Here is a 14,964-nt window from a genome sequence, read left to right on the forward strand (position 1 = left end):
ATGTCTAATTCCCCTCTGCTGGTCGGATTGCTCGCAGCCGCTGATAGCTGGTACGGCCAAGATCTGGCCCGCGCCGCCGCAAAATTGACGGATGTCGAAATCGAGTGGGTCGACTTCCGCCGCTTCCAAGCGACAGTCGGCGACGCCCTCCAGTTTTCGCACGGCGATCTTCAACGCGCCGACGCTTTGCCAGCATTACTCGTCCGCACGATGCCGCTGGGAAGTCTAGAGCAGGTCATCTATCGCATGAACTGGCTAGCCGAGCTGCAGCGACATGGAACGGTCGTTTTGAACTCGCCGCGGAGCCTCGAAATTGCGATCGACAAGTATCTGACCCTCTCCCGCCTGGCGGATTGCGGCGTTTTGGTTCCCCAGACGCATGTCTGTGAGTCGTGGGAAGACGCGCTCGCCGCGTATGAAACGCTAGGAGGAGACGTCGTCGTCAAACCGCTTTTTGGGGGCGAAGGACGCGGAATCATGCGTGTCGAGTCGCCCGACTTGGCCGAGCGGGTCTTCAAAACGCTCTCACGGACCGACTCCGTTTTATTCCTGCAGAAGTTCATCCCCCACGACGGCTACGACATTCGCGTGCTATCAATCGGCGGTAAAACCTGGGGGATGACGCGACATAGCGCCAGCGATTGGCGAACCAATGTGCAGCGCGGCGCCGACAGTCGACCGCATACGCCGACGACGGAACAATTAGAAATCGCCGCTATAACGCTCGACGCCATCGGGCTCGAGATAGCCGGCGTCGATCTGCTGCCGGGGCGCGATGGGAATCTTTATTTGCTGGAGGTGAACGGCGTTCCCGGCTGGAAAGCGCTGGCCGCCGCTTGCCAGTGCGACATCGCCCTTGAGGTGCTTTCCCACGTTCGGGCGGTTGTGAAGAGCCGCTCGGCGGCCTAGATTACCGAGCTTTGATCCATTTCGCGCTCCTTCAACGGTAAGTCTTGTGGCGACCGCCGCTTCTTTCACCTCGAAAAACGTCGGACTTCTCTTAGCGCAAGTCGCTGCGGAGCGAGGGGATGCCGTCGCGATTGCGACCCCCGGCCGGCGTGACGCCAATGGTCGACGCGTCTATCAGACGATCACCTTCGCTCAGCTAGATGCCGATAGCACGCGTCTGGCGGCTGGTCTGGCTCAGATGGGCGTTACCCCAGGCACGCGACTCGCGCTGCTGGTGAAACCGAGCATCGACTTTGTCTCGCTGGTCTTTGCGCTGTTCAAAGTCGGCGCGGTCAGCGTGCTGATCGATCCCGGCATGGGGCGAAAGAACTTGCTGCGTTGTCTCGATCAGGTCGAACCGCAAGGCTTCGTCGCGATTTCGATCGTCCAAGCGGTCCGCGTTCTGATGGGACGACGCTACGGACAAGCCAAAATGAACGTTACCGTCGGCCGCCGCTGGTTCTGGGGCGGTCCGACGATCGACGATTTACGCAAAACGGACGCGAGCAACTTTCAACCGCTTGCCGCCGCTGATGATGATCCGGCGGCGATCATCTTCACGACCGGCAGCACGGGGCCTCCCAAAGGCGTCCTGTTCCGGCACGAAGGATTTTACGAACAAGTCCAGCAAATCCGCGATCGCTATGACATTCAGCCGGGCGAGATCGACTTGCCGGGCTTTCCGCTGTTTGGCCTCTTCAACAGCGCGATGGGCGTAACGTCGATTATTCCTGAGATGGACGCGAGTCGCCCAGCCGCCGTCAATCCGCTGAATATCATCGAACCGATCCATGACTGGCAAATTACGCAGTCGTTTGCGTCGCCGGCGGTCTGGAACAAAGTCGGCCTCTATTGCGAGCAGCACGAGATTCGCCTGCCATCGTTAAAACGGGTCCTCTCGGCCGGAGCGCCGGTGCCGCCGCATGTGCTGCGACGGATGAAGAACGCGATTCACGCCGACGGCGACATCTATACGCCGTATGGAGCAACCGAAGCGTTGCCGATCGCATCGATCGCCGCCAGCGAAGTGCTCGACGGAACCGAACTCGCTTCCGAAAAAGGCGCCGGAACTTGCGTCGGACGACGCTTCAGCGGCATCCAATGGCGCGTCATTCGCATCACCGACGCCGCCATCGCCACGCTCGACCAGTGCAAAGGAGTCGACCAAGGGGAGATCGGCGAGTTGATCGTAACCGGCCCGGTGGTGACGCACCGCTATTTCACCAGCGAAGCGGCGACCCAAGCGGCGAAGATCGCCGATGGCGAGCGAATCTGGCATCGAATGGGAGACGTTGGCTATCTGGATGCGGAAGATCGTTTTTGGTTTTGCGGCCGCAAGGCGCATCGCGTGCGGACGGCCAGCGGCGATATGTTCACGATTCCGTGCGAAGCGATCGCCAACAATCACGCCAGCATCTTTCGCAGTGCGCTGGTCGGCGTCGGCGAGCCGGGGGAACAGTTTCCGGTGATGATTGTCGAGCCGTGGTCCGACAAATATCCGCAATCCCGCGCGGCGATCGACGCGTTGCTAGACGAAGTGCGTCAGTTGTGCGCTGCTCATCCGCTGACCGAAACAATTCACGATTTTCTGCTTCACCCCGCTTTTCCGGTCGATATCCGCCACAATGCGAAGATTTTTCGCGAAAAGCTCGCGGTTTGGGCCGCGGAACGGCTCAGCGAACCGCCGCACGACTAAAATAGATAGGTCACGAAATCGGAGAGTCTTTGCCCGTTGCAACTATTGTGAAGTGACTCAACCTGTACGCAAAACCAAGAATCATCCCACTAGCCCGCAGCGCCAGCGAGGGAATACGGCTGGCGATGCGAACACGGATTAAAGTAGTGGGCCGTATTCCCTTGCTGGCGCAGCGGGCTAGTGTTTAATCGGTTCGAAATAGCGCCACCTCACTTTTTCGAAAAGCGCAACGTTAAAATGCAACTGCGATGTCCTCACTGTTCGACCGTGCTCGAAATTCAATCGGCTGCCGGAACTCAGGTGCAGTGCCCGACCTGCAGCGGCGTCTTCCTGGTTCCCGACATGCCGGCTGCGCCCGCAGCGTCTGCAGCGCCGGTGATTCAAACGCGTCCCAAATCTCCGGGTCGTAAATCAGCGCCGGCGCCTTCCAAGCCGCCGCAATCGGCGACGCCTGGCGGCGAAGGCGAAGAGGCCGTCGAGGGAGAAGCTGGAATCTCGTTCTTCAAACAGCATGAGAAACTGATCTTCAACATCGTCGCTGGCGGTGTCGGCGCCGTGGCGCTTTTCCTGGTTTTTGCGGTGGCGAAATATCTGATCATGGGCAGCGGCGGTGGCGGCGAAGAAGTCGAAGTGGTCGCCACCGAAACGAACACAAACGTCGGTAACAAAATCCAAGACGTGCTCGATAAGTCAGAAAATGACGACAATTATTACGTGAATTGGTCCGATGCCTCCAAGTCAGCCAAGTACATGGATGGCCTGCGTGTAAAAGTCCACCATATCGATTGGGGCGAAGTTCGCGGGCAAGACGAGAAAGGCGAATTGGTCACGTCGGGACGCCCGTTTATGGTCGTCTATCTAGAACTGGCGAATCGTTCGAACAAACCGATCGACTTCAAAACCTGGTACGGCACCGAATTCAAATCGCCGGCCGGTTTTCGCACCGCGCAGCTTTCCGACGAACAGCGCAACATTTACTATCCGCTCCGCTTTGACGACATCGCCAAACTGAAGTGGAACACGCCGGAGAAAACGTTCGAGCCAAAAGAAGAAGGGACCGATTCGGTCGTCTTTGACGTTGGCGAAAACTTTGATCCCAAGACGGTGCAAAATCTGTATCTCGACTTGCCCGGCCAGGCGATCGGCGACGGCGGATCGTTTCGCTTTAAGGTCCCACGATCGATGATCGAAGGCCTCGACTGATTTTTGGCCATAGGGCTCTCGAAAAAAAGGCGAATCTGGTGCGAGCGCTAGTCACCGGCGGCGGCGGTTTTCTAGGACGATATATCGTCGAGCAGTTACTTGCGCGCGGCGATCAAGTGCGCGTCCTTGGGCGGCGCGACTATCCTGATCTGGCCGCGGCGGGAGTCGACTGTCTGCGCGGCGATGTCGCCGATTCGCAGATCGTCTCGCAAGGCTGCGCCGACATCGACGTCGTCTTCCATACCGCCGCAATCGCCGGCATCTGGGGACGTTGGGAAGATTTCTACCAAGCGAACGTCGTCGGCACTGAAAACATTCTGGCCGGCTGCCGACAGCACAACGTCGGCAAGTTGGTCTACACCAGCAGTCCCAGCGTTACTTTTGACGGAACCGATCAAAATGGAGTCGACGAGTCGGTCCCTTACCCGAGCAGCTGGCTCGCGCATTACCCCCGCAGCAAAGCGATCGCCGAACAGCAAGTGTTGGCCGCCAATCAGGCCGGAAAATTGTTGACCTGTGCGCTGCGTCCCCATCTGATCTGGGGTCCGCGCGATCAACATTTGATTCCCCGCTTGCTCCAGCGGGCCCAGAGCGGCAAGTTGCGGATCGTTGGCGACGGAAAAAACAGGGTCGACATGATTTATGTCGAAAACGCCGCCGTCGCGCATCTGCAGGCGGCCGATGCGATGGCCGACGGCGCAGCAATCTGCGGCAACGCGTATTTCCTCAGCCAGGGGGAACCGGTCGTCTGCTGGGATTGGATCAATGAGCTGCTGGAATTGGCCAAAATTCCGCCTCTCAAGCGGAAAATCTCGTATCGCGCCGCATTTGCGATCGGCCGGTTGCTGGAGACGGCGTATAAAATTGCCCAAAAATATGACACAGAACCGCGGATGACCCGATTTTTGGCGGCTCAGCTGGCGACCAATCATTATTTTGATCTCTCGGCGGCGCGGCGCGATTTTGGCTATCAGCCGCAAATTAACATGAAAGAAGGAATGCGGCGTTTGGCCGAAACTCTCTAATCAACGCCGCTTCATTCGTCCTGCATATCTTGTCAACATGCAGGGGAAGCGGTAGTTTGGACTGTTTCTCTGGACCCTTCGGTAGCAGTTCATGATTGCGGGCCCCGACCAACTTCCGGATTCGCAACGCATCGTTATTACGGGGATCGGCCTGACCGCTCCGAATGGCAATTCGTATGCTGAGTACCGGTCTGCGCTGTTGGCTGGCAAGAGCGGCGTGCAGAACTATCACATTCGCTACGTCGGCGACACGCTGGCCGGAATCTGCGACTACGAAGCGACCCGCCATCAGACGAAACGGGAAGTTCGCCGCGGTACGCGAGCCGGCAGCATCGGCATCTACTGCGCGTCTGAAGCGATCGCCGACTCGGGGATCGACTGGGAAAATACCGACAAAAGCCAAGTCGGCGTCTACATCGGCGTTACCGAACACGGCAACGTCGAGACCGAAAACGAAGTCTACGAGCTGAAAGGGTACGACTACGACACGAGTTGCTGGTCGCACCACCACAATCCCCGCACCGTGGCCAACAACCCGGCGGGCGAAATCTGCCTGAACCGCGAGATCACCGGACCGCATTACACCATCGGCGCCGCTTGCGCCGCCGGTAACGCCGGCCTGATCCAAGGCGCCCAAATGCTGCGTCTGGGAGACTGCGATCTGGCGCTGGCCGGGGGGGTTTCGGAGAGCATTCACACATTCGGCATTTTCGCCGGCTTCAAAAGCCAGGGCGCACTGGCGCATCACGCCGCGCCAGAGCAAGCGTCGCGTCCCTTTGATAAGGCCCGCAACGGCATAGTGGTGGCTGAAGGGGGCTGCGTTTACGTGTTAGAGCGCCTTTCGGACGCGAAAAAGCGTAGCGCCAAGATTTACGGTGAGCTGGCCGGTTACGCGATGAACACCGACGCGACCGACTTTGTGCTCCCGAATCCGGAGCGTCAGGCGCAGTGCGTCGAACTCGCGCTGAAACGAGCCGGCCTGGCCGCCGAACAAATTGACATTGTCAGTACGCATGCGACCGGTACAACGCTGGGAGATTCGCAAGAATGCGACGCATTGCGACGCGTGTTCGGCAAGAGCACGAAAACGTACATCAACAATACCAAGAGCTTCATCGGTCATGCGATGGGAGCGGCCGGCGCATTAGAAATGTCAGGCAACTTGCCGGCGTTTGAAGATGGCGTCGTGCATGCGACCATCAATGTCGATGATCTTGACCCCGATTGCCAACTGCCGGGTCTGGTGATCAACGAACCGAAAGAAATTGGGCCGGTCCGTTACATCCTGAACAATTCGTTCGGTATGTTAGGGATCAACTCAGTAGCCATTATTCGCAAACTTTAAGCGGCAACGCAGGAGATAGAACGCAGTGACGCCAGCGGAAATTCGTGAGGAAGTTCTAGATATCTTGCGCGACATCGCACCGGATGACGACATTTCCGACATCGACGATGCGAAGCCGTTTCGCGAACAACTCGAGCTCGACAGCATGGACTTCCTCGACATCGTCATGGAACTCCGCAAGCGTCATCGTGTGCAGATTCCGGAAGAGGATTACACGGAACTCGCTTCGATGGCGAGCACCGTCGCCTATCTAGAGCCGAAAATGAAAGACCTGTAATCAGGTCCCATCGCAGCCGTCGTCCGTTGACGCCGCTCGCCTAGTAACCGTTCGCATATCCCCGCAGCAGCTCCATGTACGACGTGATCATCATTGGCGCTGGGATGTCGGGACTAGCGGCCGGAATCCGGCTCGCCTACTACGGCCAGAACGTCTGCATCCTCGAGCGTCATTACACGATCGGCGGGCTCAACTCGTTCTATCGCATGGCCGGACGTGATTTTGACGTCGGTTTGCATGCGGTCACCAACTATGCGCCCAAGGGAGATCGCCGCGGGCCGCTTGGGCGATTGCTGCGGCAGTTGCGATTCAAATGGGAAGAGTTCGCGCTGTGCGAACAACGCGGATCGATGATCGCGTTTCCCGACGTTTCGCTCGCGTTCGACAACGACATCGAACTGCTGAAAAGTGAAATCGCGGCCAAGTTCCCCGGCAAAAGCGACGCGTTTGATCGTCTGCTCGGCAGCATCATCGACTACGACGATATCTCGGACGACAACTACTCGGGTTCGGCTCGCGATATCCTGGAAGCGACGCTCGGCGATCCGCTGCTGGTCGAGATGCTCCTCTGTCCGCTGATGTGGTACGGCAATGCCCGCGAACGCGACATGGACTGGGGGCAGTTCTGCATCATGTTTCGCAGCATCTTTTTGGAAGGGTTCGCCCGACCGCTGAAGGGAGTTCGGCTGCTGCTGAAAAACCTGGTTCGCAAGTATCGCGAACTCGGCGGCGAACTTCGTCTGCGCAACGGCGTGCAGCGCATCGTGCATGACGGCGACAAAGCGGTCGGCGTCGTGCTGGACAGCGGCGAAGAACTGCAAGGGCGCAAGATCATCTCCTCGGCCGGTTGGTTCGAGACGATGCGGATGTGCGGGCAACCTCAAGAGAAGCTGGAAGGTTCGCCCGGCGTGCTGAGCTTTATCGAGAGCATCTCGGTCCTCAATCAGCAGCCGCGGGATGTCGGATTCGATCCGACGATCGTCTTTTACAACGACTCCCACAAATTCCACTGGGAAATGCCCCGCAACCAAATCTGCGATACGCGGACCGGCGTGATTTGCTCACCCAACAATTTCGTCTACCCAGGCGACGCCCAGCTGGACGAAGGTTTTATGCGGATCACGACGCTGGCCAACTTTGAGCGTTGGACCACGATGTCAGACGACGAATATCAACAGGCGAAGCTGAAATGGTACGATCAGGCGATCGCATCGGCGGTTCGCTTTATCCCTGATTTCCGCCGCCATATCGTCGCGACCGACATGTTTACGCCGAAAACGATTCATCGTTTCACCTGGCACGACAACGGCGCCGTGTATGGAGCGCCCGAAAAGCGGCTGAGCGGCGAAACGCATCTGAAAGACCTTTACATCTGCGGGACAGATCAAGGTTTTGTCGGTATCATAGGGTCGATCGTCAGCGGTTTGTCGATCGCCAATCGGCACGTCTTGCAAGCCGCCAGCTAACCCTGGGCGCTTCGCCGCTTCCCCCTCTCAAGCGGCCAGCGTTACTTCCGAAGAATAGAATTACCAGTATCAGGTCGAGTTTACGCATGCCGAAAGATTTTCTCGCCGGAGCGAAAGACTATTACGACGTCGTAGTGATCGGCAGCGGTCTGGCCGGCATGACCGCCGCCAACACGCTGGCCCGCGCCGGTCGATCGGTCCTTCTTTGCGAACAACACTACAAACTTGGCGGGATGGCGACCTGGTTCAAGCGCCCCGGCGGTCATATCTTTGACATCTCGCTGCACGGCTTTCCAATCGGCATGATCAAAAGCTGCAAGCGTTATTGGACGCGCGAAATCGCCGATTCGATCGTGCAACTGAAAAACATCCGGTTCGACAATCCGATGTTTTCGCTCACCACTTCGTTCAATCGCGAAGACTTCACCAAGTTGCTGATTGAACAATTTCAAGTTCCCGCCGAAACGGTCCACGCGTTCTTTGACGCGGCCCGGCAGATGAACTTCTATGACGATCAACAAACGACGACGCGCGAGCTGTTTGATCGCTTCTTCCCCGGTCGCGAAGATGTGATCCGGCTGCTGATGGAGCCGATCACTTACGCCAACGGTTCGACGCTGGAAGATCCGGCGATCAGCTACGGCATCGTCTTCTCGAACTTCATGTCCAAGGGGGTCTTCACCTTTGAAGGGGGTACCGACCGGCTGATCAACTTGATGGAAGCCGACCTCAAGAAAAGCGGCGTCGATATCCGCATTCGCTGCGATGTCGAAAAAGTGCTGGTCGAAAATGGCCGCACCTCCGGCGTGGTGATCAACGGCCGCACGATCAAAGCCGGCTCGGTCGTCTCCAACTCCAACCTGCGCGCCACCGTGCTGGAACTGGTTGGCGAAGACAAGTTTGACTCCAAGTTTATCGACGAAGCGAAAGCGGTTCGCCTGAACAACTCCAGCACGCAAGTCTACATGGGCTTGAAGCCGGAAGAACTCGTTCCGGAAGAGACCGGCGATTTGCTCTTTAGCAGTACGGCCGAAACCTTCCGCACTGACCTGCTGCTGAGCCGCGACATCACCAGCCGCACCTATTCGTTCTACTATCCGCGCACGCGGCCCGAAGGACGCCCGCGATGTTTGATCGTCTCCAGCACCAACGCGCGTTACGAAGACTGGGCGGACTTGCCGGAAGACGAATACGAAGCGAGCAAACAAGACCTGGTCGAAACGACGCTCGACGCAATCGAAAAATACGTGCCGAACATCCGCGATCGGATCGACCATGCCGAAGCGTCGACTCCCCGCACGTTCCAGCACTACACCAAGCACAATCTTGGCTCCAGCTTTGGGACCAAGTTTGAAGGTTTGGCCGTCAGCCGCGCGTTGCCCGAACAACTGCCCGGCCTGTACCATGCCGGCAGCGTCGGCATCATCATGTCGGGCTGGTTAGGCGCAATCAATTATGGCGTGATCGTCTCGAACGACGTCGACGCCTATCTATTGAAGTCGGCCGAAAAAAATCCTTTCGCTTCCACCACAAAATAAGCATTCATGACACGCGAAGCCATTTACGCGGCGATTCCTCACCGACCGCCGATGTTGCTGGTCGACGAGATCGTGCGCCAAGACGAAGAGACGATCGTTTGCCGCAAGACCTTCCACGCCGACGAATACTTTTTCCAGGGACACTATCCCGATTTTCCGCTCGTCCCCGGCGTTATCTTGTGCGAAGCGACGATGCAGTGCGGCGCGATCCTGCTTTCGAAGTTCGCCGCCGAAGGAAAGGGCGTTCCGGTCGCTACCCGCTTGAGCGATGTGAAGTTCAAAAAGATGATCCGTCCCGGCGATACGATCGAGATGGAAGTGAAATTGACCGAGCGCATGGCCGACGCTTTCTTCATGCAGGGGAAAGCGACCTGCGCCGGCAAAGTCGCCGTTCGGTTTGATTTTGCTTGTACTTTGGCGCCGGCGCCGGGAGCATAGTCGAGTGAGCGATTTCCTCCAACTAGCAGGCAAAACCTTCGTCGTCTGCGGCGTCGCCAACCGCAAGAGCATCGCCTGGAAGATCGCCGCATCGCTCGAAAGCGAAGGCGCGACGGTTGTCTATGTCGTCCGTAGCGAGACGCGTAAAGAAAGCCTGGCGAAACTGCTGGTCAATCGCGAAGTCCACGTCTGCGACGTCGAACATGAAGACGAGATCGCCGCGCTGCCGGCCAAGATCGCCGCGAAACATAGCGTCGTGCATGGATTGGTCCACTCGATCGCGTTCGCCGATTACAGCGAAGGCATGCGGCCGTTTCACGAGACGACCAAGAAGCAATTTCTGCAAGCGGTCGACATCTCCTGCTTCTCGCTGACGGCGCTGTCAAACGCCTTGAAAGACTTGTTCGCTCCGGACGCTTCGGTGGTGACGATCTCGATTTCGACCACGCGGATGGCGAGTGAGAACTACGGCTTTATGGCGCCGATCAAAGCGGCGCTCGATTCGTCGCTGGCGTTTTTGGCGAAGAGCTTCAGCAAATTTTCGCAGGTGCGCTTTAACGCCGTCGGGCCTAGCTTGCTCAAGACATCCGCGTCGGCCGGCATTCCCGGCTATGTCGACGCCTACTTGTTCGCCGAACAAGCGATCCCGCGAAAGCAGGCGCTGCAAACCGACGAAGCGGCGAACGTCGCCATTTTTTTGCTCAGCTCGCGCAGCAGCGGCATCCAAGCCCAAAACCTGGTGGTCGACGCCGGCATGTCGATCAACTACTTTGATCGCGACATCATTGAGCGGATAATGAACAAGTAGTCGCAGCCGCCCTGTTTTTTCTTCGTAGCCCGATCGCAAGTTTTGAGGTTGCGTTATTTTCCTGGTTGGCCGCGATAGCTCCGCTATCGGGGCCGACGAAGTCGGTAAGAGGCATCGAGCCGCGGTCGGACGAACTTCGGTGGTCGCAATACCGTTGGAAATGGCGAAAAGCCCCTGAACTGCTTACCGGGAACCAATGCCTCTTACGGCTGCGCCGCCCCGATAGCGGAGCTATCGCGGCCAACCGGGATAGGTCGCTGCAAAACTTCCGCCGGCAACTCCCCTGCTCCGCTGACGCGCGATTCTTGCCAGTCGACGCCCAGCATCACGCAGTTGATGCCAGAACCGATCCCGAGCATCGCGACATTGTCGCCGGCGTTGATGCGACCGTGCTGCGCGCCGATCGCCATCGTGACCGGCAGAGCCGCCGAGCCCGTATTGCCGAGCCACTGGACGGTGGCGAAATCATTCTCGACCGAGAGACCGAGCTTCTCGAGCACCAGCCGACGATGCGTCAGCCCGACCTGATGACTGAACGTCCGTTGAATTTCTTCGCGGCTCCAACGTGACTTCTGCAGAAAGTCCTCGAAGGTTGCGCCCCCCACTTCGATCCCTTCGACCATCAACCGTTCCGAATCGGTTTGCATCAGCGGACTGCCAACGCCAGTTTCGCCCGATCCGGCGATGCTGTGGCATAGCTGATGATGCTGCGTATGGGCGCGGACCGCGCCGGCATGCAGCAAGTTTTGCGTCTGACTTAATTCGCGATCGCACAATAACATCGCGCAACTGGCCGATCCGATTGTCAGCGACGCGACCGCCAGTTTGATCTGGTTGCGGGTCAGCGTCTTGTCTTCGTTGAGCGTGCGGACCGTGTTATCGACCAGCTGGCGGCCATTTTCAGTTCCGACCACCAGTCCAGCGCGAATCTGTCCCAACTCAATCATGCTTGCAACCTGCAGAGCGCCGCTAAGCAGCCCCAAGCACGCATTGGAGACGTCGTAGATCACGCAGTCTTGTCGGAGGCCGAGCTCATGATGAACGCGACACGCGGTCGCAGGCTCCAGATGATCGCGACATACCGAACCATGGACCAGCGCGCCGATCTCGCCGACGTCGATCCCAGCCGCTTCGATCGCATGACGACCACTCTCGATGCTGATCTCGCTCGGCATCGTCTCCGGCGACCAAAATCGCCGCTCGCGAATGCCGGTCATCAATTCGAGCCGGCCAGCCGGCAAACGAAGTCGCTCATAAAGCGGAGCCAGACGAGCTTCCAACTGATCGGAAGTCACAATTTCGGCCGGCAAAACGTATCCGAACGACTCTAAACAGACGTTATGAAAATTCATGCAGCGGCCGAATGAAGGCGAAAAGAATGCGTTAACCCTACTCAATGTATAGATTTAGGGTCATTTCGGCAACCATCTGCTCGATGAGAATCGCTGTTGCGTTGTGCGAGGGGCGAACAGCAACAAAACCAAGTCAACACAAGATGTTGTGCATGCACTAGCCAACTGCCCCAAAATCGTGAAGGCAATTGCTAAAGTCCGCGCAATCCTTAAACTCTGCGACTGTCTTGCTATCAATCTGGGCTGACTTGGACTGGTCGTTGCCCAAGACACTACGGATATGGAGGTCTGTGGTTAACGAAACCTCAAGCGAGGATTTCACCAAAAACAATTCGTCTCTGTGCGAATTCGGTCAGGGAAGGCATTCTGAAGGACTGCGGCATGCCAGCCCCACACACCGAAATTTCGCGGGCAATCTGTGTAGCAAAGTTGCGATCTCTGGACAAGATCAACGCTCGTGCACGCCGGATTGCTTGTAGAGATCGATAGGTGAAATCTGACCTGTGTTTCGCTAGCCGATGATCCGTGGTCTTGGGTAGGTCACCATTTTTCCGGCACATGATGTGCCCACACAGGAAAGTCCCAGATGCAATCCAAACCGTTGATCGGCTTGAACGCCAATTATCGCCCGGCCACCCACGACCGTCCCGCCTTTTCGTTTGTCGGGGCAGGTTACTACGACTCGATTATCGCTGCTGGCGGCATTCCCGTAGTAATTCCACCGGTTGCTGAAGCGGCGGATATGGATGCGATCCTTGATCGCCTGCACGGCATCGTGTTTATCGGTGGACCCGATCTCGATCCGCATCGCGATGGTTTCATGCGTCACGCGTCGGTTCGCACCATGGAACCGCGTCGTGAAGACCTTGATCGCCAACTAATGTCGTTGGTCGTTCGTCGCCGCTTGCCGGTGTTCGGCATCGGGGTCGGTATGCAGTTACTGAACATTACGATGGGTGGAAACTTGTTCTTCCACATTCCGGCCGACGTGCCGACCGCTTTACCTCACAAAGATCCATTGGACGCTGGTCATCGGCACGGCCTGGAAGTTGTTCCCGGTACGATTATGGACCGCATCTACGGCGACGGCGAAGTCCGCGTTAACAGCATGCACCATATGGCGATCGATGAACTCGCACCCGGTTTCCAAGTCGCCGCTCGCGCCCCCGATGGCATGATCGAAGCGGTCGAATGGGCTAGCGACGATTGGGTTGCGATCGGTACGCAATTCCACCCCGAAGCCGACTCGGCCTCGGCCCTGGATCAGCGGATCTTCGAAGAATTCATCGAAGGTATCCACGCCCAGTACGGCGTTTCGCGCACTCCGGTCGCCGCTGGCGTCTAATTGCTGACAAAGCTGGGGCGTCCCGCGATCGAGCCCGCAATCGGTCGCGGGGCGCAACCCTTATTGTTGGCAACCTTCCAACCGACAACATCAGCCGCTCGGCGTTAGCTGCGGTTTTTGCCCCTAATTGCGTATCACAATATGAGTTCCCGTCAGAAACCGGGGCTAACGCCCTGCGGCTGGTTGGAGCATGGCGCCCGAACGTTGAGCTGCAGTAGCCAACTAGACCGATTCCAAACGGCGGATTGCTGAACCATTCCTAGACGCGAAGGGACGGCCGTGAGATCGGATGCAACCATCTCGCTCGAACGTCGGCGCTGGTTTTTAGGCGCTTCGGTAGGTCTACGCGCTGAGACCGTGGACGGCGTCGTCATCGGAACGCGCGGCCGCGGACTGGAAGCTGCCGTCGAAATCGTCAGCGAAGGTTTTGTCGAACTGCCGAAACCAATCGCCGTAACCCTGCGCCGGCACCTGCAAGGCGAACCGCTGCCAGCGAGCGACAAAGCCGAACTTTCGCGCCAAGTCGCCGAACTGCAGACCGTCGTGGTCGAGCGGTTATTGCACGAGGTCGATCTCGATGCGCGCCAAGTCGCCGTGGGACTGTCGGGCCCCACCGCCTGGCGACCAATCGGCGAAACCTGGGCGCCAGAAACCATCGGCGTACCAGAGCTAGTTGCCGAAGCGACCGGCGTGACCGTGATCGATGCGTTCGCCCAGCGCAACATCGCCGCCGGCGGAACCGGCGGCCCGCTCGATGCTTTGCCTCTCTGGCTCCTCTTTTCTCCGCCGCAGTGGTCCAGCGCCGGTCGCCCGACCATCGCAATCTCGTTTGACGAGACAATCGACGCCTATTTCGTTCCGCCGCGCCGAGTCGGCGCCGAAATCCCGCCGATCTTTTGGTCCCCCGTTGCGCCTGGTCGCTTGCTGCAAGATCAGCTCGAGCAAGTTCAACCGGCGCCAGCCGGCAAGAGCAAGTTTGAGTCGGTCTTACACGATTGGCGGAAAATCGAATCGCTCTATCAAACCCCGATTTGGCGTCCTGACCTGTTTGACCTGCAACCATTCGCGGCGGCAGCAGAGGGTCGCGTCGACGACAGCCAGGGAGAAGCCCTGTTGCGGCGTTTCTGGCAAGACCAGGTCGTCCATGCGATCCAAGCCGACTTGCCCACGTCGGCCGCCGCGCAGCGGATCGTGCTGCTGGGCGAACCGCTGGGCATCGAAGAAATCGCCGATAAGATTCGCCAACAGACCGAGCGCACCGTCGAAACCACGATGGATCTCGGCTGGAGCCCTCGCATCATCGGCCCCGCCGTCGCCGCGCTGCTCGCGTTCGCATTTCTCGAACGCTTTCCGGCCGACGTCACGACCCTCACCGGAGCCAAAGCAGCCCGCGTGTTAGGCCGCGTCACCCCGGGCAGCCCCGCAAATTGGCAGTATTGTCTTGAGCAACTCGCGAGTGCGCCGTGCGGCAAAATGCCGTTGCGCAATGCGGTGTAGCGAACTTCTCGATTTCGAGTTCGGGC

The 14,964-nt window shown here is 58.3% G+C and carries 13 protein-coding genes; 12 read left to right on the top strand and 1 reads right to left on the bottom strand.

From position 1 onward, the window contains the following. The 10 genes from M4951_RS15530 to M4951_RS15575 all read left to right on the top strand — a co-directional run bounded on the left by M4951_RS15530 (nt 1) and on the right by M4951_RS15575 (nt 10,744). Nucleotides 1-909 (top strand): RimK family alpha-L-glutamate ligase, encoded by a 909-nt coding sequence (locus M4951_RS15530; RefSeq protein ID WP_262022568.1) that lies wholly within the window; start codon nt 1-3, stop codon nt 907-909. Nucleotides 910-955: 46 nt separating this feature from the next. Beyond that, nucleotides 956-2,644 (top strand): fatty acid CoA ligase family protein, encoded by a 1,689-nt coding sequence (locus M4951_RS15535; RefSeq protein ID WP_262022569.1) that lies wholly within the window; start codon nt 956-958, stop codon nt 2,642-2,644. A gap of 237 nt (nt 2,645-2,881) precedes the next feature. Then, nucleotides 2,882-3,847 (top strand): zinc-ribbon domain-containing protein, encoded by a 966-nt coding sequence (locus tag M4951_RS15540; RefSeq protein WP_262022570.1) that lies wholly within the window; start codon nt 2,882-2,884, stop codon nt 3,845-3,847. 38 nt (nt 3,848-3,885) lie between these two features. After that, entirely contained in the window at nt 3,886-4,872 is a 987-nt protein-coding gene (locus tag M4951_RS15545; protein WP_262022571.1) for an NAD-dependent epimerase/dehydratase family protein, read from the top strand. Between the two features lie 91 nt (nt 4,873-4,963). After that, complete coding sequence (locus tag M4951_RS15550) at nt 4,964-6,217, top strand: beta-ketoacyl-[acyl-carrier-protein] synthase family protein (RefSeq protein ID WP_262022572.1); 1,254 nt, start codon at nt 4,964-4,966, stop codon at nt 6,215-6,217. Nucleotides 6,218-6,242: 25 nt separating this feature from the next. After that, entirely contained in the window at nt 6,243-6,494 is a 252-nt protein-coding gene (locus M4951_RS15555) for an acyl carrier protein (protein WP_262022573.1), read from the top strand. Nucleotides 6,495-6,568: 74 nt separating this feature from the next. Continuing rightward, entirely contained in the window at nt 6,569-7,960 is a 1,392-nt protein-coding gene (locus M4951_RS15560) for a phytoene desaturase family protein (protein WP_262022574.1), read from the top strand. Nucleotides 7,961-8,046: 86 nt separating this feature from the next. Beyond that, nucleotides 8,047-9,498: a phytoene desaturase family protein gene (locus M4951_RS15565; RefSeq protein WP_262022575.1), complete on the top strand. Its 1,452-nt coding sequence runs from the start codon at nt 8,047-8,049 to the stop codon at nt 9,496-9,498. A gap of 6 nt (nt 9,499-9,504) precedes the next feature. Next, nucleotides 9,505-9,936, top strand: coding sequence for a 3-hydroxyacyl-ACP dehydratase FabZ family protein (locus M4951_RS15570; protein WP_262022576.1), 432 nt, complete (start codon nt 9,505-9,507; stop codon nt 9,934-9,936). A gap of 4 nt (nt 9,937-9,940) precedes the next feature. Next, complete coding sequence (locus M4951_RS15575; RefSeq protein WP_262022577.1) at nt 9,941-10,744, top strand: enoyl-ACP reductase; 804 nt, start codon at nt 9,941-9,943, stop codon at nt 10,742-10,744. 203 nt (nt 10,745-10,947) lie between these two features. Here the strand turns inward: M4951_RS15575 and M4951_RS15580 are convergent, their stop codons facing one another. Continuing rightward, a complete protein-coding gene (locus tag M4951_RS15580) occupies nt 10,948-12,096 on the bottom strand; it encodes a 3-oxoacyl-ACP synthase III (RefSeq protein WP_262022578.1) in 1,149 nt (382 codons plus the stop codon). Between the two features lie 586 nt (nt 12,097-12,682). Here M4951_RS15580 and M4951_RS15585 point away from each other — a divergent pair. Both M4951_RS15585 and M4951_RS15590 read left to right on the top strand, forming a co-directional pair. Next, nucleotides 12,683-13,441 (top strand): gamma-glutamyl-gamma-aminobutyrate hydrolase family protein, encoded by a 759-nt coding sequence (locus tag M4951_RS15585; RefSeq protein ID WP_262022579.1) that lies wholly within the window; start codon nt 12,683-12,685, stop codon nt 13,439-13,441. A 279-nt stretch (nt 13,442-13,720) separates the two neighbouring features. Further along, nucleotides 13,721-14,938, top strand: a complete 1,218-nt coding sequence (locus M4951_RS15590) for an anhydro-N-acetylmuramic acid kinase (protein ID WP_262022580.1) — start codon at nt 13,721-13,723, stop codon at nt 14,936-14,938. Nucleotides 14,939-14,964: the final 26 nt, after the last annotated feature.

It is taken from the genome of Blastopirellula sp. J2-11, from assembly GCF_024584705.1.
GTDB lineage: Bacteria > Planctomycetota > Planctomycetia > Pirellulales > Pirellulaceae > Blastopirellula.